The sequence below is a fragment of the Acidovorax sp. BoFeN1 genome (genome assembly GCF_003345135.1).
GTDB classification, from domain to species: Bacteria; Pseudomonadota; Gammaproteobacteria; order Burkholderiales; family Burkholderiaceae_C; genus Acidovorax; species Acidovorax defluvii.
Genome location: NZ_QOZT01000078.1, coordinates 1 through 17,737, shown reverse-complemented (window position 1 = coordinate 17,737; position 17,737 = coordinate 1). Strand labels below are relative to the sequence as shown.

The following is a 17,737-nucleotide window of genomic DNA, read 5'->3' as shown; positions in this document are numbered from 1 at the left end:
ACGATGTTCATGGCGGTATGGGTGGGCAGGGCAGGGGCGGCATTGTAGGTGCACGGGGTGCGGTGCAGGCCGGTGCTGGCCGTCAGCCGGGGGCATTGGCAGTGCGCTACCGAAAGAGGGTGGGGGCGGCACGGGACAAGGTGTCCAGCCACCGCGGACCGTTGGGGCCTTGGCCTATAACGCCTCGTGCTTGAAAGCCCTGATGGATTTAGTTCGCATCATTTTCCATAATTATGAAAAATTACATTGAATGTGCTGCCTTGGCGTCGTGTTCGATGCGATTGCAGGATGATGCGTCTTGGGCCTGTGTCGGGGTGGCAGCACCCCATGCCGAGCCCGGTCAACCCAGGAGCCATTTGCCGCCATGCGCCCCGTTCCCAACTCTCTGCACGACGAAGCCGCATCGCGGCTGCGCGAGCAGATCTTTGCGGGGTCGTTGCCGCCGGGCAGTTTTCTGGACGAGGCCGCGCTGTGCGAGCGACTGGCCATATCGCGCACTCCCCTGCGCGAGGCGCTCAAGGTGCTGGTGGCCGAAGGCTTGCTGCGCCACGAGCCGCGCCGTGGCTGCTTTGTGGCCGAGGTCACCGAGCGAGATCTGGACGAAATTTTCCCCGTGATTGCCTTGCTGGAGGGCCGGGCGGCGCATGGGGCCACCTGCCGGGCAGGCGATGCCGATGTGGCAGCGCTGCAAGTGCTGCACCAGCGCCTGCAGCAGTGTGCCGCCGAGGGGCGCATTACCGACTACTACGCGGCCAATCACGCCATTCACGAAGCCTTCATCACGCTGGCCGACAACCGCTGGCTGGCCCAGGCGATCGGCGATTTGCGCAAGATATTGCGCCTGGCCCGTTTGCAGCAACTGCATGCACCGGGCCGCCTGCAGCAAAGCCTGGCCGAGCATCTGGCGGTGTTTGACGCCCTCAAGCGTCGCGACAGCGAAGCGGCGGAGGCCGCCATGCGCACCCATCTGCTGCACCAGCGCGAGGCGCTGCGTGATGTGGCCCGCAATCAACAATCCAGGTTGAACCCATGACCAACACCACCGAATGGATCACCCGCAGCGTGTCGCGGCTGCGTTCCGGGGCGCCGTCCACCGACAAGGCACCCAAGGCGTCCAAACCCGCGGCCGACAAACCGTTGGCCGACAAGCAGGTGGCCGATGGCGCAGCCACCAAGGTGCCAGCGCCGCGCTCCACGCACGAGCGCCTGCAGGCCACGCTGCGGCGCGGCAATGAGTCGCTGTCGCCCCGCGCCCTGCGCCGCCTGCTGGCCGATCTGCAAGACGTAGTGGCGCCACAGGTCAGCGAGCTGGAAGGTGGTCGCCGTGCCCAGGTGGTCGCCGGCTGGTACGGCCAGGCCGAGCCCGAAGAGCGCCGCGACATGTGGTTGCTGCTGTGCGAGCAGTTTGCGCCCGATGCCACGCGCTTTCAATCGGCGCGCCAGCGCTACGAAGCCGCCGCCGGCACAGCCGACGAAGGGCAGGCAGAAATCAGCCTGCGCCGGGCCCTGGTGTCGCCGCGCACGCGGCTGATGCAGCGTTTTGCCGTTTTTCCTGAGGGCATGCGCTTTCTGGTGGACTTGCGCGCCGAGCTGCTGCCCCAGCTCAAGTCCGACAAACGGCTGGTGGCGCTCGATGCCGATCTGGAGCACCTGTTCACCACCTGGTTCGACGTGGCCTTTCTGGAGCTCAGGCGCCTGTCGTGGGATTCGCCGGCCTCGCTGATCGAAAAGCTCATCAAATACGAGGCCGTGCACGACATCCGCAGCTGGGCAGACCTGAAAAATCGGCTCGACAGCGACCGCCGCTGCTACGGCTTCTTTCACCCGCGCCTGCCCAACGAGCCGCTGATTTTTGTGGAGGTGGCGCTGGTGGACCGCATATCCAGCAGCATCACGCCGCTGCTGGACGAGGCGGCGGCACCTGCCGATCTGAAAAAGGCCACGACCGCCATCTTCTATTCGATCAGCAACACGCAGCCGGGGCTGCGCGGCGTGAGCTTTGGCGATTCGCTCATCAAGCATGTGGTCGAAACGCTCACAGCCGAGTTTCCGCGCCTGCGCACTTTTGCCACGCTGTCGCCCATTCCGGGCTTTCGGGGCTGGCTGGGCAAGAATGCAGGCGCCATGCTGGAGCGCCTTGACGAAAAACGGCGCACCGAACTGGGCCGGGCAGTGGGGGCCGAGCCGCCGCAGTCTGCCCATCTGCTTGCTGCCGCAGACAAGGCGCTGGAGCTGGACGCGCGCTCGCCCGTGCGCCAGATGTTGATGGAATGTGCCGCTTACTATCTGGGGCGCGAGCTGCAAGATGGCAAACCCGTGGACGCAGTGGCGCGGTTTCACCTGGGCAACGGCGCCCGTGTGGAGCGCATCAACTGGGCAGGCGATCCGTCGGCCAAGGGAATGAAACAATCGTTTGGGCTGATGGTGAATTATTTGTACGACCTCAAGCGCATCGACAAGCACCGCAACCTGCTGGCCCAAGGCAAGGTGCCGGTGTCGGGGGACATCGATAGCCTGTGCCGCGGCGGATAGGCAGCACGCCAGGGCTTTGGGGGGCTTTCTCTTTCCATTTTTACAACGACGACAGGAGACAAAATGAAAGAACACCGCATGCAACGCCGCACGCTTTTGGCTGGCGCCACCGCAGCCGGGCTGGCAATGGCCACAGGCGGCAGCTGGGCGCAGTCGGCCTGGCCCAACAAGCCTGTGAACCTGGTGGTGCCGTTTCCCGCCGGGGGTGGCACCGACGCCTTTGCGCGCCCCCTGGCCGCGCAGTTTTCCAAGGTCACGGGCAAGACGCTGGTGATCGACAACCGTGGTGGGGCGGGCGGCACGGTGGGCGCGAGTTACGCGGCCAAGGGCGCCCCCGACGGCTACACCCTGTTCATGGGCGCAGTGCACCACGCCATTGCGCCGTCGATGTACCCCCGGCTCGACTACAACATCGAAAAAGATTTCGTCCCGCTGGCGTTGCTGGCCAATGTGCCCCAGGTGCTGGTCATCAACCCCAAGGCCGTGCCGGTCAGTAACTTCAAGCAGTTTTTGGAGCACGTCAAGCGCAACCCCGCCAAGCTCAACTACGGTTCGGCCGGCGCCGGCACCTCGCACCATCTGGCTGGCGAGCTGTTCAAGCAGCAAACGGGCACCTTCATCACGCACATTCCTTACCGCGGCGCCGGCCCGGCGCTGCAAGACCTGATTGCTGGCAATGTGGACATGATGTTTGACGGCCTGGGCTCGTCGGCCACGCACATCAAGAGCGGGCGCATCAAAGCGCTGATGGTGTCGGGCAATCAGCGCAACCCTGCCTTCCCCGATGTGCCGTGTGCCGCCGAGGTGGGCCTGCCCGACTACACCGTGACCACCTGGTACGGCCTGTGGGCGCCCAAGGGCACGCCGGCCGATGTGCAGGCGCGCATCGTCGAAGACATTCGCCGCATCGGCACTGCCGACGAAATCAAGGCCATCTGGGCCAGCAACGGTGCCGACTACGGAGGCATGACGCAGGCGCAGTTTGCGAGCTTTGTCAGCGCCGAGGTGGGCCGTTGGGCGCAGGTGGTCAAGGCCGCTGGCGCCAAGCTGGACTGAAGCACGCAGAAAGGGATCGTATGCCTGGGGAAGTTGTCGCGGCGCGGGCCGCAGGAGCGGCCGGCGAAGCGGGTGTGGTGCATGTCACGCTGCGCCACACCGGCCGGCTCAACGCGATGTCACGCGCCATGTGGCGCCAGCTACGCTCTGTTTTTGAGAGCATTCAGCGCAATACAGATGTGCGCTGCGTGCAAATAGAGGGGGCAGATGGTGCTTTCTGCGCTGGCGGCGATATTTCGGAATATCCGGCGTTCCGTTTCGACACCGCCGCGCTGCGCGACTTCCACGAAAACGACGTCTGGGGTGGGCTGCAGGCCATGCTCGATTGCGACGTGCCCATCGTGGCGCACATCACCGGGGCCTGCATGGGCGCTGGCGTGGAGATTGCCAGCTGTTGCGATATCCGCATTGCCGGCAGCAGCGCACGCTTTGGCGCGCCCATCGCCCGGCTGGGTTTTCCCATGGCACCGCGTGAAGCGCAACTGGTGGCGGGCGCGGTGGGCGATGTCACCGCACGCCAGATGCTGCTGGAGGCAGCCACCTTTTCTGCAGCAGAGATGCTGGCACGCGGGTTTCTGAGCCGCGTGACCGAGCCCGCACTGCTGGCCGCCGATGCGCTGGGCACGGCCTGCCGCGTGGCAGCGCTGGCGCCTGGTGCTGCACGCATGAATAAGCAGACTTTTCGGGCATTAAAAGTGCCGCAAGCGCCCGATGGTAAAGCGCTGGCAGCTATTGAAAATATAGTAAATGGCACACCCGACCCCTATGCCTACGCCGACAGCGCCGAGCACCGCGAAGGCATCGCCGCCTTTTTGGCCAAACGTTCTCCTGTTTTTTGATTTGCCATGACCCAACCGAACAGCAACTCCAACCTGTTTTGCGCCCTGCGCGCCGCTTTTCCTGGCGACCTGGACCAGATCGCCGTCGAAACCACCTCGCCCCAGGGCGAGCCGCTGCTCTACACCTGGCGCGACCTGGACCACGCCAGCGCGCGCATCGCCAATCTGCTGGCGTCACTGAAGTTGCCTTCGGGCAGCCGCGTGGCGGTCCAAGTCGAAAAGTCGGTCGAGGCGATGCTGCTGTATCTGGCCACGCTGCGCGCGGGCTATGTGTTTTTGCCGCTCAATACCGCCTACCAAAGCGGCGAGATTGAATACTTTGTCGGCAATGCCGAGCCCGCTGTGGTGGTGTGCACGCCGGGCAACTTTGGCTGGGTGTCCAAGATCGCCTTCAAGGCGGGCACGCAGCATGTCTTCACACTGGGCGACGACCGCACGGGCAGCCTGCTCGATCGTGCCGCGCCCCATGCCGACGTTCACCAGCCTGTTGACAAGGGGGTGGATGACCTCGCCGCCATTCTGTACACCAGCGGCACCACGGGCCGCAGCAAGGGGGCCATGCTGACGCATGGCAACCTGCTGAGCAATGCCGTCACGCTCAAGGACTACTGGGGCTTCCAACCCGGCGATGTACTCATCCACGCGCTCCCCATCTTTCATGTGCATGGCCTGTTCGTGGCCATTCACGCCGCGCTGCTCAATGGCAGCAAGATGATCTGGATGGCGAAGTTCGACCCCAAGGCCGTGCTGGCGGCCATGCCGCGCGCTACCGTGTTCATGGGGGTGCCCACACTGTATGTGCGCCTGCTGGCCGAGGTGGGGTTGAACAAGGACGCCACGAAGAACATGCGCTTGTTCATCGCAGGCTCGGCGCCTTTGCTGATCGAAACCTTCACTGCCTGGCGCGAGCGCACCGGCCACACCATTCTGGAGCGCTACGGCATGAGCGAGACCATCATGCTCACCTCCAACCCGTACAGCGCGGACGCGCGCCATGGCGGCCAGAGCGAGCGGCGTGGCAGCACCGTGGGCTTTGCCTTGCCGGGTGTCGGCGTGCGCGTGGTCGATGACGCGGGCAGGGCCGTGCCAGTGGGCGAGATCGGCAACATCCAGGTGCAGGGGCCCAACGTGTTCAAGGGCTACTGGCGCATGCCCGAGAAGACGGCCGAAGAGTTCACCCAGGATGGCTGGTTCAAGACTGGCGACGTGGGCAAGGTGGATGAGCGTGGCTACGTGAGCATCGTGGGGCGCAGCAAGGATCTCATCATCAGCGGCGGCTACAACGTCTATCCCGCTGAGATCGAGAGCGCCATCAACGACATGCCGGGCGTGGCTGAGAGCGCGGTGGTGGGTGTGCCGCACCCCGATTTTGGCGAGGTGGGTGTGGCGGTGGTCATCGCCAAGCCGGGCGCCAAGCTCGACGGCGAGGCCATCGTGGCGCAGCTCAAGTCGCAGCTGGCCAATTTCAAGATTCCCAAGCGCTGTTTTGTGGCGACCGAGCTGCCACGCAACACCATGGGCAAGGTGCAAAAGAACCTGCTGCGTGAGCAGCACAAGGGTTTGTTTGCCTGAACGCCCGGCTTGCCGACCATGAAAAAACGGGGCCATTGCGGCCCCGTTTTGCTTTGCTTTTAATAGCTTTTAGCGCTTATCGATAAAGGGCTAGAGGCTATTTTTCTGCTTAACGCAGCACCAGCACCGGAATGTGCGAGTGCGTGAGCACATGCTGGGTTTCGCTGCCCAGCAGCAGGCGCTTGAGGCCCTTGCGGCCGTGCGATGCCATCACGATCAGGTCGCACTTGTGCTTTTTGGCGGCGGAGATCACCGCTTCGGCCACCAGGTCGGACTTGGCCACCACCGCCTTGACCGTCACGCCCTCGGCGCTGCCCTGGGCCTTCACTTTGTCAACGAGCTCCTGGGCGGCGTCGCCCCATTGCTGCTCGATGCGTTTCACGTCGATCAAGTCAACCGGCATGCCGCCTTCAAAATAGCTGCGCGGATAGCGCGGAACCACCTTCAGTGCCACGACCGTCGCACCCGACAGGGCCGCCAGGGACAGGCCAGTTTCAACCGCCTTGTTGGAAAGTGCTGAACCATCAGTGGCAACCAGAATGCGCTTGTACATACTTGACTCCTCGAAATAGGGATTGTTAGAGCTTAGAGAGGGCCATAATTTACGGCTTGATCCACGTCAATGTGCGTGTCATGTTCCGTCTGTAGGCTCGAACCATGTCCACGAACTCCTCCACTTTGCCAGATATGGTGGCCCATGTGCTGCTGGACGACCCGCAGGAGTGGTCTGCTTTCGGGCGCCTGCGCCGGCCGGCGGGCAGTGGTGCCCAGGATGCGGTGGCTGCGCAAGATGCTCGCGAGGCGCTTGCACCCGCGTCGCCCGGTGCGGTGTGGGAGTCGAACGTGGTGCTGGAAGGCATGCATTGCACCGCCTGTGCCCTGACCATCGAAGACGCCTTGCGCGCGGTTCCGGGGGTGGAGCAGGTGGACGTGAGCGGCGCCACGCACCGCGCCCGCGTGGTGTGGCGGCCCAGCCAGGTTTTGCCGTCGCAGTGGATGGCCGCTGTCCAGAAGGCGGGTTACCGGGCCTTGCCTGCCATGGACTCCCACGCCCGCGAACAGCGCCAGCGCGAGAGCCGGCTTGCGCTGTGGCGCTGGCTGGTGGCGGGCTTTTGCATGATGCAGGTCATGATGTACGCGTGGCCCGCCTACGTGGCGCAGCCGGGCGATCTGACCGGCGAAATGGAGCAATTACTGCGCTGGGCCTCGTGGGTGCTGACGCTGCCGGTGGTGTTCTTTGCCTGCGGACCGTTTTTCACCAGCGCGCTGCGGGATATCCGCCAGCGCCGCGTCAGCATGGACTTGCCGGTGGCTCTGGGCATGGGCATCACCTTTGTCGTGAGCACGGCCGGAACGTTTGACCCTGCGGGAATCTTTGGCCGCGAGGTTTTTTACGATTCGCTGACCATGTTCGTCTTTTTTCTGTTGACCGGCCGGTGGCTGGAGTTGCGTTTAAGAGACCGTACGGCCGGTGCGCTGGAGGCTGTCATGAACCGCCTGCCCGACAGCGTGGAGCGGCGCGGGGCCGACGGTGTGTTTGTGCGCGTAGCCGCGCGTCGGCTGGCTGTGGGGGACACCATTCGTGTGCTGCCGGGCGAGGCTTTTCCTGCCGATGGCTGCATCACCCGCGGCAACACCCAGGCCGATGAAGCCCTGCTCACGGGGGAATCCACCCCGGTTGAGCGCCCCGAAGGCAGCCAGGTCACGGCGGGCAGCTACAACCTGCAGGCGCCGGTCGAGGTGGGGGTGGAGGGCATTGGCGGGCAAACCCGTTTCGCCCAGATTCTGGCGCTGATGGAAAGCGCCTCTTTGCAAAAACCCCGCCTCGCCCAGCTGGCGGACCGCATTGCGCGGCCTTTCCTCCTGGCCGTGTTGCTGGCAGCCGGTCTGGCGGTGGTCTGGTGGTGGCCTTCCGATCCGGGCCACGCGCTGATGGTGGCCGTGGCGGTGCTTATCGTCACCTGCCCATGCGCCTTGTCGCTGGCCACGCCGGTGGCCATGTTGACAGCGGCCGGCACGCTGGCCCGCCACGGCGTGCTGGTGCGCAACCTGCAGGGGCTGGAGGCCCTGGCAAGCGTGGATGCGCTGGTGTTTGACAAGACGGGCACGCTCACCCGGGACGGCATGGCCGTGCAGTCCGTTAGATGCGCACCCGGGCTGGACCAGGGCGAGGCTCTGGCGCTGGCGGCCACGCTGGCGCGGCAATCCATGCATCCCGCGTCCCGCGCCATTGTGGCGGCGGCATCTGCGGACAGCGCTCGCTGGAGCGCGGTGAACCTGCGTGAAGAGGCGGGCCAGGGGTTGACTGCCGAAGTGCACGACGCATCGGGCAACGCTGCCCCGCGCTGGCTGCGCTTGGGTTCGGCCCGCCACGCGGGGGTACCCGCACAAGATGGTGGTGAGGTGTTGCAGGTGGTGCTTTCGGGGCAGGGGAGTGACGGCCAGTTCACCGAGCTGGCACGGTTTGATGTGATTGAAGATGTGCGGCCCGAGGCTGCAGAAGTGGTGCGTGCGCTGCAACAGGCGGGCGTGTCGGTGCAGATAATGTCGGGTGACCGGCTGGGCGCGGTGCAGCGGATGGCCACGCAGGCGGGCATATCCCAGGCGCAGGGCGAATGCACCCCCCAGGACAAGCTGCTTGCCTTGCAGGCGCTGCAGGCACAGGGGCACCATGTGGCCATGGTGGGCGATGGTCTCAATGATGGCCCAGTTCTGGCGGGTGCCAATGTGTCGTTCGCCTTTGGTCGCTCGGTGCCGCTGGCACAATCACGCGCTGACTTCGTGGTGCTGGGGGGCAGTCTGGCGCTGGTTACGCAAACCTTGTTGCTTGCGCGCCGGACCTTGCGAGTGGTCAGGCAGAATCTATGGTGGGCTGCAGGCTACAACGCGCTGTGCGTGCCCTTGGCGTTGGTCGGCTGGATGCCGGCCTGGCTGGCGGGGCTTGGCATGGCGCTCAGTTCGCTGCTGGTGGTGCTGAACGCCGCCCGTTTGTCCCGTGCATTGCCGGGTGCGGCGGCGCCAGGCCCGAACATGCCAGACCAGATGAAAGGCCCAGCCCGCATGACCACTGCTTCCCAATCTTCCTTGGACCCGGTCTGATGGACATCCTGTATTTACTGATCCCCTTGTCTGTGATTTTGGTCCTGATGGTCCTGGCGGGCCTGTGGTGGGCGATCTATCACGGCCAATTCGAGAGCGTGGAGCAAGAGGGCGAGAGAATTTTTCGGGACGATTGACATGCATCAATGTTAAATAACCCTACTTAAATAAAACTATTCCAGTACTAAAACGAGGTGCCCGATGGATTCTCCAAAAACAATGACTGCGCACTACAGCGACACAGTAGTACGCCAGTTTTCTATCATGGCCGTGGTCTGGGGGGTGGTTGGCATGCTGGTCGGCGTGTTCATCGCCGCCCAGCTTGCCTGGCCAGAACTCAACTTCGGTATTTCCTGGCTCAGTTATGGGCGCTTGCGTCCACTGCACACCAACGCGGTGATTTTTGCGTTTGGTGGTTGCGGCCTGTTTGCCACCAGCTACTACGTGGTGCAGCGCACCTGCCAGACGCGCCTGTTCGCACCTGGGCTTGCGGCGTTCACTTTCTGGGCCTGGCAACTGGTCATTGTGGCGGCGGCGATCAGCCTGCCCCTGGGCTACACCCAGGGCAAGGAATATGCCGAGCTGGAATGGCCGATTGACATCCTGATTGCAGTGACCTGGGTGTCCTATGCCATCGTGTTTTTTGGCACCGTGGGCACGCGCAAGGTCAAACACATCTATGTGGCCAACTGGTTCTTTGGGGCCTTCATTTTGGCGGTGGCGCTGCTGCACATTGTTAACAGTGCATCCATTCCTGCTGGTTTTATGAAGAGCTACTCGGCTTACGCCGGTGTGCAGGATGCCATGGTGCAATGGTGGTACGGCCACAATGCGGTGGGCTTTTTCCTCACCACGGGCTTCCTTGGCATGATGTATTACTTCATTCCCAAGCAGGCGGGCCGTCCGGTGTACAGCTATCGCCTGTCCATCGTCCACTTCTGGGCACTTATCTTCACCTACATGTGGGCGGGCCCACACCACCTGCATTACACCGCGCTGCCTGACTGGACGCAATCGGTGGGCATGGTGTTCTCCCTCATCTTGCTGGCCCCCAGCTGGGGCGGGATGATCAACGGCATCATGACCCTGTCGGGTGCCTGGCACAAGCTGCGTGACGACCCCATCCTGCGCTTTTTGATCGTGTCGCTGTCGTTCTACGGCATGTCCACGTTCGAAGGTCCGATGATGTCCATCAAGACCGTCAATGCGCTCAGCCATTACACCGACTGGACCGTGGGCCACGTGCACTCGGGTGCCTTGGGTTGGGTGGGTCTGATCACCATGGGTTCGCTGTACTACCTGGTTCCGCGTCTGTTTGGTCGGGAAAAGATGCACTCCATCAAGGCGATTGAACTGCACTTCTGGATGGCCACCATCGGCATCGTGCTGTACATCGCCGCCATGTGGATTGCCGGCGTGATGCAGGGCCTGATGTGGCGTGCCATCAATGCGGATGGCACGTTGACCTACACCTTTGTTGAAAGTGTGAAGGCGACCTATCCGTTTTACGTGATCCGTGTGGCCGGTGGGCTGCTGTATCTGGGCGGCATGATCATCATGGCCTGGAACGTGTGGGCAACCGCTATTTCGGGTCGTTCGGTCAAGGTGGCTATTCCCGCCGTGAACGCTGCCCACGCCTGAGCCCCAAGGAGCCTATTCATGTCTGACAACAACCAAAATGCTTCTGGCGGCTTCACCCACGAGAAGGTGGAAACCAATAACTTTTTGATGATCGTGCTGATTCTGCTAGTGATCGCCATTGGCGGCCTGGTGGAAATCGTGCCACTGTTCTTCCAGAAGTCCACAACCGAGGCGGTGACCGGCGTGCAGCCATACTCGTCGCTTCAGTTGATGGGCCGGGATGTTTACATCCGTGAAGGTTGCTACAACTGCCACTCGCAGATGATCCGGCCGTTCCGCGCTGAAACACTGCGCTATGGCCATTATTCGGTAGCCGGTGAGTATGTTTACGACCATCCGTTTCAGTGGGGTAGCAAGCGCACGGGCCCCGATCTGCATCGCGTGGGAGGAAAGTACAGCGACGAATGGCATCGCATCCACCTGAACAATCCGCGCGACGTGGTGCCCGAGTCCAATATGCCCGCGTATCCATGGCTTGAGAAAAACGCCGTTGATCCAGCCGATGTAGCCCCGCGCATGAAGGCGCTGCGAACAGTGGGCGTGCCTTATACCGACGAGCAAATCGCTGCGTCTGCCGCTGATGTCAAGGGCAAGACCGAAATGGATGCCCTGGTGGCTTACCTGCAAGTCATGGGCCGTGCGCTCAAGTAAAGGAAATTTGCCATGGACATCACGACCATGCGCATCGTCGCCACACTGGCATCGATGGCTTGCTTTATTGGCATCTGGGTTTGGGCCTACAGGGGCCGCAACAAGTCCCGGTTTGATGAGGCAGCCCAGCTGCCCTTCAAGCAAGATTGACCTTCACCAGAACGAGAACACCCCATGAGTGACTTCACCAGCAATTTCTGGTCGGTCTTTGTGACCACGCTGACCCTTGTCGGCATCATCGCCTGCGGCATTCTGCTATGGATGGCTGGCCGCAAGAAAGTCTCGGCCACGGCCGACAACACCACCGGCCACGTCTGGGACGAGGATCTGGTAGAAATGAACAACCCCCTGCCGCGTTGGTGGGTGTGGCTGTTCGTCATCACCATCGTCTTTGGTCTTGGTTATTTGGCCGCCTACCCCGGTCTTGGTACCTTCACCGGTAAATTGAACTGGACGCAAAAGGGTGAGTACGAGGCCGAAATGGCCAAGGCCAAAACGGAAATCGAGCCTTTGTATGCACGCTTTGCTTCCATGAAGCCTGAAGACGTTGCAGTGGACCCGCAAGCCCATGCTATTGGCGAGCGCTTGTTCATGAACAACTGTGCCCAGTGCCACGGTTCGGATGCCCGCGGCAGCAAGGGATTCCCCAACCTTGCGGATAACGACTGGCTGCACGGAGGCAATCCCGAAAAGATCCGCGAGACGCTGCAAAAGGGGCGTATCGGCAACATGCCTCCCATGGCAGCCGCAGTAGGTTCGCCGGAAGATGTGCGCAATCTGTCGCATTACGTGCTGAGCCTGTCGAACAGTCCGCATGATTCCTTGCGCGCCTCGCTGGGCAAGTCCAAGTTCGTTTCCTGCGCGGCATGCCACGGCATGGACGGCAAGGGCAACCAGGCTTTGGGCGCCCCCAACCTCACGGACGACATCTGGTTGCATGGCTGGGGTGAAGCAGCCATTACCACCATGATCAATAATGGCAAGGTCAACGAGATGCCTGCGCAAGCAGACAAGCTGTCAGAAGCGCAGATTGGCGTGCTGGCCTCGTATGTATGGGGCTTGTCCAACAAGCCCGCAGCTGCCCGCTGAAATCGGAGCGACCCAGCCGCCTCTTGGCTGGGTCGTTGTCCTGAAGTGTTCATTTTTCTGCCTCTACCGCCTGCACCATGACATCATCTGACAGGCCACCGCGCAAGGTCATCCCCATTGCGGCGGCCACACCCGAACCATCGGCAGAGGGTGAATTCGTTTCCCTCTACGAGGCGCAAAAGAAGATTTACCCGCGATCGATCAGCGGGTACTTTGCGCGCTGGCGCTGGGCCATGGTGTTTCTCACGCAGCTCGTTTTTTATGGGTTGCCGTGGCTCGAGTGGGGTCAGCGCCAGATGGTGCTGTTTGATCTGGGTGCCCGTCGTTTCTATATTTTTGGGTTGGTTCTGTACCCGCAGGATTTTATTTACCTGACGGGGTTGCTGATCATCTCGGCACTCTCGCTGTTTCTGTTCACGGCGGTTGCTGGCCGGTTGTGGTGTGGCTTTGCTTGTCCACAGACGGTCTATACCGAGATGTTCATGTGGATGGAGCACAAGATCGAGGGGGATCGTAGTGCCCGGTTGCGGCTCGATGCCAGTCCCTGGACATTCGAAAAGATCCGCAAGAAGTTTTTGAAGCAGACCGCGTGGATCGCCGTGTCGCTTTGGACTGGTTTCACTTTTGTGGGTTATTTTGTGCCCATACGAGAGTTGGGTCCAGAGTTGTTGGCTTTTGCCGGCGGTTGGCAGATTTTCTGGGTACTTTTTTACGGGCTGGCCACTTACGGCAACGCGGGTTTTCTCAGGGAGCAGGTATGCAAATACATGTGCCCCTATGCGCGGTTTCAGAGTGCAATGTTTGATCGTGACACGCTCATCGTGACTTACGACGAAGCCCGAGGTGAGCCTCGCGGACCCCGTGTCAAGACGGTGGACTACAAGGCCAAGGGTTTGGGCGACTGCATCGATTGCACCTTGTGTGTACAGGTATGCCCGGTCGGTATTGATATCCGCAAGGGCCTGCAATATGAGTGCATTGGCTGTGGCCTTTGTGTAGATGCCTGCAATACCGTGATGGACAAGATGCATTACCCCAAGGGGCTGATACGGTATTCAACGCAGAATGGTGTCCTCAATCGCTGGAATCAGTCGCAGATCTTGCGCCATGTCTTGCGCCCTCGTGTGCTCATATACACCGCTGTTCTGGTTGCCTTGTGCGTGGGTATGCTGGTCAGCCTGACAACCCGCACACCACTGAAGGTAGACATCGTGCGCGACCGTGCCGCCTTGTCCCGAATTGTTGCGGGGGGCAAACTTGAAAATGTCTATCGGCTGCAAATCATGAACGCCACAGAGGCCGAGCAGCGCTATCGCATTTCGGCGACCGGCCTGGAGGGCCTTGAAGTGGCATCGGAGCAGGAAGTTGAAATTGGCGCCGCAGAATCCCGCTGGGTCGCCGTGCGGCTGCAAATTCCCTATGGTTCGGCCCCTTCAGGCTCTCATGCGATTCATTTCGACATATCAGCGCTGGAAAACGGTGGCAAAGTCGCCGAAAAATCCATTTTTCTGGTTCCACGTTGAGTGAAAGTCAGTGTACTCTCCGCCGCGTTCGTGACTTGTATTGTTGATGTTCCAAGGAGATTCCATGTCGTCCAACCCCGCTGTTAATCGTGAACCGCAACCTTGGTGGAGATTCGGTCATGTCTGGCTGGTGATTGCCGGGCCGGTCATTGTGGTGATCGCTGGTTTTGTCACCTTGTGGCTGGCCATCAGCCGCCCAGACCCCGTTGTGGCCGAAGACTATTACCGCAAGGGGCTTGAAATCAACCAGACGCTGGCGCAACCAGAAAAAAGCTTGGCTCCTGCACTGAAAGCCCGGAACCACGCGGCGACTCCTGCCGGAGATCAGCCCCGCTGAGTTGGCACTCCGCATGCGCAATCTTTTGCCAAGATTAAAGGAAACAAGACGATGTGGACACAACGCCTGATGTGGATTGCATGGCCTGCCTTCATGGTGGCGGGCATTCTCGAAATGCTGGTTTTTGCCATGGTGGATCCGCAGGATCTGCATTGGTTTGGCCAGCCCTTGACGCTGTCTCGCGAGGGTGTCTACACCCTCGCTTTTTTCGTGTTCTGGATCATCACCATGGTTGCCAGTGCGTTGACTACCCTGCTGTCCATGTCACCTTTTGAGCTCAATCGTTGTCCTGTGCCTGCGCATGCTCGGCCCGACGATTGTCACAAAGTGACGCCCTGCCCGTAGCCGCCATGCCGTTGCAGTGAGGCGACTCAGTGGGGGGCGCGATTTCAGGTGGCTGCTCAGTGGCAGGCCTGTTGGTTGTTGACGATTCGCCTGAGGGCTTCGGTGTCCAGAATGCGAACGTGGCGCTGCTTGACTTCCACGATGCCGTCTTCCACAAATTTGGAGAACGTTCGGCTCACCGTTTCCAGCTTGAGACCCAGGTAGCTGCCGATTTCCTCTCGTGTCATTCGCAGCACCAGCTCTGATTGAGAGAACCCGCGGGCATGAAGGCGTTGCACCAGATTGAGAAGAAAGGCTGCGAGGCGCTCCTCTGCGCGCATACTGCCAAGCAAAAGCATCACGCCGTGCTCGCGCACGATTTCACGGCTCATGATCTTGTGAACGTGGTGCTGCAGTGCAGAGACTTCGCGCGACAGCTCTTCGATGCGATCGAAAGGCATGACACACACTTCGGCGTCTTCGAGCGCGACGGCATCGCAGGTGTGGTGATCGTTGACGATGCCATCCAGTCCGATGATTTCACCGGCCATCTGAAAGCCCGTGACCTGATCGCGTCCGTCTTCCGTGGCGACGCAGGTCTTGAAAAACCCGGTACGGATGGCATAGAGCGAAGTGAACGACTCGCCATTGCGAAACAGCGTACTTCCCCGTTTGATTTTTCGTCGTACAGCCACGACTTCATCAATCCGTTGCAGCTGCTGCTCGTTCAGACCAACGGGCATGCAGAGTTCTCGCAGGTTGCAGTTGGAGCAGGCGACTTTGATGGTTTGCGGATTCATGGACACTGGAGTCTGGTTGGGCAGGGATAATTGGTGTGTGGCTGGCGGGACGCGATTTGTGCGCTCGGCTGCTGACATGAATCAAATTGTCGCCGCTACGTCCGACCATCCTCTTGATTAAAGTCAAGGACGTTGGGCGAAGGGTACGGCACAGTACTGCTGCACGCAAGGATATTTTCCAATGACCGCTGTTTCACCAGAACTTCTGCGCCGTTTTGACGTGCCAGGGCCCCGTTACACCTCATACCCAACGGCCGACAGGTTTGTCGAAGCTTTTGGGCAGGAGGATTATGCCCTCGCGCTTTCGCAGCGTCGGCTTGGCACCACGGCGATGGCGTTGCCATTGTCCCTGTACGTCCATATCCCCTTTTGCGAATCGCTGTGTTACTACTGCGCTTGCAACAAAATCATCACCAAGCACCACGACCGTGCGGATGTGTACTTGCGCTACTTGAGCCGCGAGATTGATCTGCACACGGCCCATTGCGGCACCGGGCAGGTTGTCAGTCAGCTGCATTTGGGGGGGGGAACACCTACGTTCCTCTCGGACGATGGATTGCGGCAGCTCATGGCCACGCTGCGGCGCAGCTTCACTTTCGCCCCGGGCGGAGAGTACTCCATCGAAGTGGACCCACGCACTGTCACGGCAGATCGGCTGGCGGTGCTGGCCGAGTTGGGCTTCAATCGTCTGAGCTTCGGCGTTCAGGATTTCGATGCCGAGGTTCAGAAGGCCGTGCACCGCATCCAGCCCGCAGAGCAGGTCTTCGCGCTCGTGGAGGCGTCGCGCGCGCTGGGCTTTGAGTCGGTCAATGTCGATTTGATCTACGGGCTGCCACGCCAGACACCCGAGTCATTCGACCGCACTTTGGCTCAGGTGGTCCAGTTGCGCCCAGACCGGATTGCTCTGTATGCCTATGCGCACTTGCCAGATCGCTTCAAGCCTCAGCGGCGCATTCTCTCGACAGAACTGCCCGCGGCGTCAGCCAAGGTGACCATGCTCTCGCGCTCGCTGGACACTTTCATGGAAGCCGGGTATGTCTATGTGGGCATGGACCATTTTGCTTTGCCCACCGATGCTTTGGCCGTTGCCAAGCGGCAAGGGCGACTGCACCGCAATTTTCAAGGTTACAGCACCCAACCCGATTGCGACCTCATTGGCTTGGGGGTGTCGGCGATCGGCAGGGTGGGTGCCACCTACAGTCAGAACGCCAAGTCGCTCGAGGAATATTACGACCATCTGGACCAGGGACGTTTGCCTGTGGTGCGTGGATTGGCGCTGAACCGTGACGATCTGGTCCGAAGGGCTGTCATCATGGCGCTCATGTGCCAAGGTGAATTGCAGTTTGAACCCATTGACCAAGCGTGGCTTATTGATTCTCGGAAGTATTTTGCGCTCGAGCTGGAGCAGCTGGAGACCATGGCCGAACAAGGTCTTGTTGTGCTGAATTCAGAGAGCATCAAGGTGACGGCCATGGGATGGTTTTTTGTGCGCGGCATCGCAATGGTGTTTGACCGCTATTTGCAGGCGGACCGCAATCGGGCCAGGTTCTCACGCATCATCTAGCGTTGACTGAATGGACTGTGCACCCTAATAAATGCTTGCGCCTCTCGCCGTAACTGCCTTGTTCATGGGTCTCGCAGGCGGGCCCCATTGCTTGGCCATGTGCGCTGCACCTTGCGGTGCGCTGGTGGGGCAGGGCGGGGCGCGTTCCACTGCGGACGAAACCGGCAACGTTGCGGTTCAGGCAGTGCAGTGGGTTCCGCAAGGCGGCATGCCGCGCCGGTTGCTGGCGTTTCACCTTGGGCGCCTGTTTGGCTATGCCGGGGCGGGCGCGCTGGCAGCGCTGGCCATGGAGAGCCTGGCCTGGCTGACGCAGCAAACCATGGCCCTGAGTCCGGTATGGACCTTGATGCACGTTGCTGTCATGGCCTGGGGCTTGATGATGATGGTGCAGGCGCGTCAGCCGGTGTGGGTGGAGCGGGCCGGGCGCACGGCTTGGCGCCGCGTGCAACCTCTTGTCCGTGCACCTGGAGGGCTGATGGTGGCGGGGCTGCTTTGGGCCCTCATGCCTTGCGGATTGCTTTATTCGGCGCTGCTGGTTGCCGCGCTCAGCGGTGGTGCACTGCAGGGCGCCGTCACCATGCTGCTTTTCGGAGTGGGCAGCGGTCTTTGGCTTGTGGGTGGCCCTTGGTTGTGGGGCCGCTTGCGTACACGCATCAATGCGGTGCGCGCCAGCTGGGGAACCCGGCTGGCGGGGGCGCTACTGGTGGGGG

The 17,737-nt window shown here is 61.3% G+C and carries 18 protein-coding genes; 16 read left to right on the top strand and 2 right to left on the bottom strand.

Translation table 11 applies throughout. The annotated features are described in order from the left end of the window. Window positions 1-364 precede the first annotated feature (364 nt). From DTW89_RS15290 to DTW89_RS15270, 5 genes are all read left to right on the top strand, one after another. Window positions 365-1,033, top strand: coding sequence for a GntR family transcriptional regulator (locus tag DTW89_RS15290; RefSeq protein WP_024815446.1), 669 nt, complete (start codon window positions 365-367; stop codon window positions 1,031-1,033). Further along, window positions 1,030-2,532: a malonyl-CoA decarboxylase gene (locus DTW89_RS15285; RefSeq protein WP_114656561.1), complete on the top strand. Its 1,503-nt coding sequence runs from the start codon at window positions 1,030-1,032 to the stop codon at window positions 2,530-2,532. The genes DTW89_RS15290 and DTW89_RS15285 overlap by 4 nt, the downstream gene beginning before the upstream one ends. Before the next feature lie 63 nt (window positions 2,533-2,595). After that, window positions 2,596-3,588, top strand: coding sequence for a Bug family tripartite tricarboxylate transporter substrate binding protein (locus tag DTW89_RS15280; RefSeq protein ID WP_024815444.1), 993 nt, complete (start codon window positions 2,596-2,598; stop codon window positions 3,586-3,588). Window positions 3,589-3,608: 20 nt separating this feature from the next. After that, on the top strand, window positions 3,609-4,427 hold the full coding sequence (locus DTW89_RS15275; protein WP_114656560.1) for an enoyl-CoA hydratase/isomerase family protein: 819 nt from the start codon (window positions 3,609-3,611) through the stop codon (window positions 4,425-4,427). A 6-nt stretch (window positions 4,428-4,433) separates the two neighbouring features. Then, a complete protein-coding gene (locus tag DTW89_RS15270; RefSeq protein WP_114656559.1) occupies window positions 4,434-5,999 on the top strand; it encodes a malonate--CoA ligase in 1,566 nt (521 codons plus the stop codon). A gap of 109 nt (window positions 6,000-6,108) precedes the next feature. Here the strand turns inward: DTW89_RS15270 and DTW89_RS15265 are convergent, their stop codons facing one another. Beyond that, window positions 6,109-6,552: a universal stress protein gene (locus tag DTW89_RS15265; RefSeq protein ID WP_114656558.1), complete on the bottom strand. Its 444-nt coding sequence runs from the start codon at window positions 6,550-6,552 to the stop codon at window positions 6,109-6,111. Between the two features lie 104 nt (window positions 6,553-6,656). Here DTW89_RS15265 and DTW89_RS15260 point away from each other — a divergent pair, with 104 nt between their 5' ends. The 9 genes from DTW89_RS15260 to DTW89_RS15220 all read left to right on the top strand — a co-directional run bounded on the left by DTW89_RS15260 (window position 6,657) and on the right by DTW89_RS15220 (window position 14,684). Further along, window positions 6,657-9,098: a heavy metal translocating P-type ATPase gene (locus tag DTW89_RS15260; RefSeq protein WP_114656557.1), complete on the top strand. Its 2,442-nt coding sequence runs from the start codon at window positions 6,657-6,659 to the stop codon at window positions 9,096-9,098. After that, window positions 9,098-9,235, top strand: a complete 138-nt coding sequence (ccoS, locus tag DTW89_RS15255) for a cbb3-type cytochrome oxidase assembly protein CcoS (protein ID WP_086912023.1) — start codon at window positions 9,098-9,100, stop codon at window positions 9,233-9,235. Before DTW89_RS15260 ends, ccoS begins: the two co-directional genes overlap by 1 nt. Window positions 9,236-9,299: 64 nt before the next feature. After that, window positions 9,300-10,739: a cytochrome-c oxidase, cbb3-type subunit I gene (ccoN, locus tag DTW89_RS15250; RefSeq protein WP_114656556.1), complete on the top strand. Its 1,440-nt coding sequence runs from the start codon at window positions 9,300-9,302 to the stop codon at window positions 10,737-10,739. Window positions 10,740-10,757: 18 nt separating this feature from the next. Continuing rightward, on the top strand, window positions 10,758-11,390 hold the full coding sequence (ccoO, locus tag DTW89_RS15245; RefSeq protein ID WP_114656555.1) for a cytochrome-c oxidase, cbb3-type subunit II: 633 nt from the start codon (window positions 10,758-10,760) through the stop codon (window positions 11,388-11,390). Between the two features lie 12 nt (window positions 11,391-11,402). Further along, the gene (locus DTW89_RS15240) at window positions 11,403-11,540 is read left to right on the top strand and encodes a cbb3-type cytochrome oxidase subunit 3 (protein ID WP_024815436.1); all 138 of its coding nucleotides are present in this window, start codon (window positions 11,403-11,405) and stop codon (window positions 11,538-11,540) included. Between the two features lie 24 nt (window positions 11,541-11,564). Further along, entirely contained in the window at window positions 11,565-12,479 is a 915-nt protein-coding gene (ccoP, locus tag DTW89_RS15235) for a cytochrome-c oxidase, cbb3-type subunit III (RefSeq protein ID WP_114656554.1), read from the top strand. Between the two features lie 77 nt (window positions 12,480-12,556). Continuing rightward, entirely contained in the window at window positions 12,557-14,002 is a 1,446-nt protein-coding gene (gene ccoG / locus DTW89_RS15230; RefSeq protein ID WP_114656553.1) for a cytochrome c oxidase accessory protein CcoG, read from the top strand. 64 nt (window positions 14,003-14,066) lie between these two features. Beyond that, window positions 14,067-14,339 carry a FixH family protein gene (locus DTW89_RS15225; RefSeq protein WP_114656552.1) on the top strand — a complete coding sequence of 91 codons (273 nt, stop codon included), beginning with the start codon at window positions 14,067-14,069 and terminating at the stop codon, window positions 14,337-14,339. Between the two features lie 51 nt (window positions 14,340-14,390). After that, entirely contained in the window at window positions 14,391-14,684 is a 294-nt protein-coding gene (locus DTW89_RS15220; RefSeq protein ID WP_111866905.1) for a hypothetical protein, read from the top strand. A gap of 56 nt (window positions 14,685-14,740) precedes the next feature. On the opposite strand, the gene fnr is transcribed toward DTW89_RS15220, so the two are convergent. Further along, window positions 14,741-15,463, bottom strand: a complete 723-nt coding sequence (gene fnr / locus DTW89_RS15215; RefSeq protein ID WP_024815431.1) for a fumarate/nitrate reduction transcriptional regulator Fnr — start codon at window positions 15,461-15,463, stop codon at window positions 14,741-14,743. Window positions 15,464-15,644: 181 nt separating this feature from the next. On the opposite strand from fnr, the gene hemN reads away from it, so the two are divergent. Both hemN and DTW89_RS15205 read left to right on the top strand, forming a co-directional pair. Next, the gene (gene hemN / locus DTW89_RS15210) at window positions 15,645-17,027 is read left to right on the top strand and encodes an oxygen-independent coproporphyrinogen III oxidase (RefSeq protein WP_114656551.1); all 1,383 of its coding nucleotides are present in this window, start codon (window positions 15,645-15,647) and stop codon (window positions 17,025-17,027) included. A 31-nt stretch (window positions 17,028-17,058) separates the two neighbouring features. Continuing rightward, the coding region (locus DTW89_RS15205) for a sulfite exporter TauE/SafE family protein (protein WP_147277666.1) at window positions 17,059-17,737 on the top strand (679 nt) is incomplete at its 3' end.

Coding starts and splice junctions, on each gene's coding strand:
- DTW89_RS15290 (WP_024815446.1), top strand. CDS start 365: ATGCGCCCCGTTCCCAACTCTCTGCACGACGAAGCCGCATCGCGGCTG.
- DTW89_RS15285 (WP_114656561.1), top strand. CDS start 1,030: ATGACCAACACCACCGAATGGATCACCCGCAGCGTGTCGCGGCTGCGT.
- DTW89_RS15280 (WP_024815444.1), top strand. CDS start 2,596: ATGAAAGAACACCGCATGCAACGCCGCACGCTTTTGGCTGGCGCCACC.
- DTW89_RS15275 (WP_114656560.1), top strand. CDS start 3,609: ATGCCTGGGGAAGTTGTCGCGGCGCGGGCCGCAGGAGCGGCCGGCGAA.
- DTW89_RS15270 (WP_114656559.1), top strand. CDS start 4,434: ATGACCCAACCGAACAGCAACTCCAACCTGTTTTGCGCCCTGCGCGCC.
- DTW89_RS15265 (WP_114656558.1), bottom strand. CDS start 6,552: ATGTACAAGCGCATTCTGGTTGCCACTGATGGTTCAGCACTTTCCAAC.
- DTW89_RS15260 (WP_114656557.1), top strand. CDS start 6,657: ATGTCCACGAACTCCTCCACTTTGCCAGATATGGTGGCCCATGTGCTG.
- ccoS (WP_086912023.1), top strand. CDS start 9,098: ATGGACATCCTGTATTTACTGATCCCCTTGTCTGTGATTTTGGTCCTG.
- ccoN (WP_114656556.1), top strand. CDS start 9,300: ATGGATTCTCCAAAAACAATGACTGCGCACTACAGCGACACAGTAGTA.
- ccoO (WP_114656555.1), top strand. CDS start 10,758: ATGTCTGACAACAACCAAAATGCTTCTGGCGGCTTCACCCACGAGAAG.
- DTW89_RS15240 (WP_024815436.1), top strand. CDS start 11,403: ATGGACATCACGACCATGCGCATCGTCGCCACACTGGCATCGATGGCT.
- ccoP (WP_114656554.1), top strand. CDS start 11,565: ATGAGTGACTTCACCAGCAATTTCTGGTCGGTCTTTGTGACCACGCTG.
- ccoG (WP_114656553.1), top strand. CDS start 12,557: ATGACATCATCTGACAGGCCACCGCGCAAGGTCATCCCCATTGCGGCG.
- DTW89_RS15225 (WP_114656552.1), top strand. CDS start 14,067: ATGTCGTCCAACCCCGCTGTTAATCGTGAACCGCAACCTTGGTGGAGA.
- DTW89_RS15220 (WP_111866905.1), top strand. CDS start 14,391: ATGTGGACACAACGCCTGATGTGGATTGCATGGCCTGCCTTCATGGTG.
- fnr (WP_024815431.1), bottom strand. CDS start 15,463: ATGAATCCGCAAACCATCAAAGTCGCCTGCTCCAACTGCAACCTGCGA.
- hemN (WP_114656551.1), top strand. CDS start 15,645: ATGACCGCTGTTTCACCAGAACTTCTGCGCCGTTTTGACGTGCCAGGG.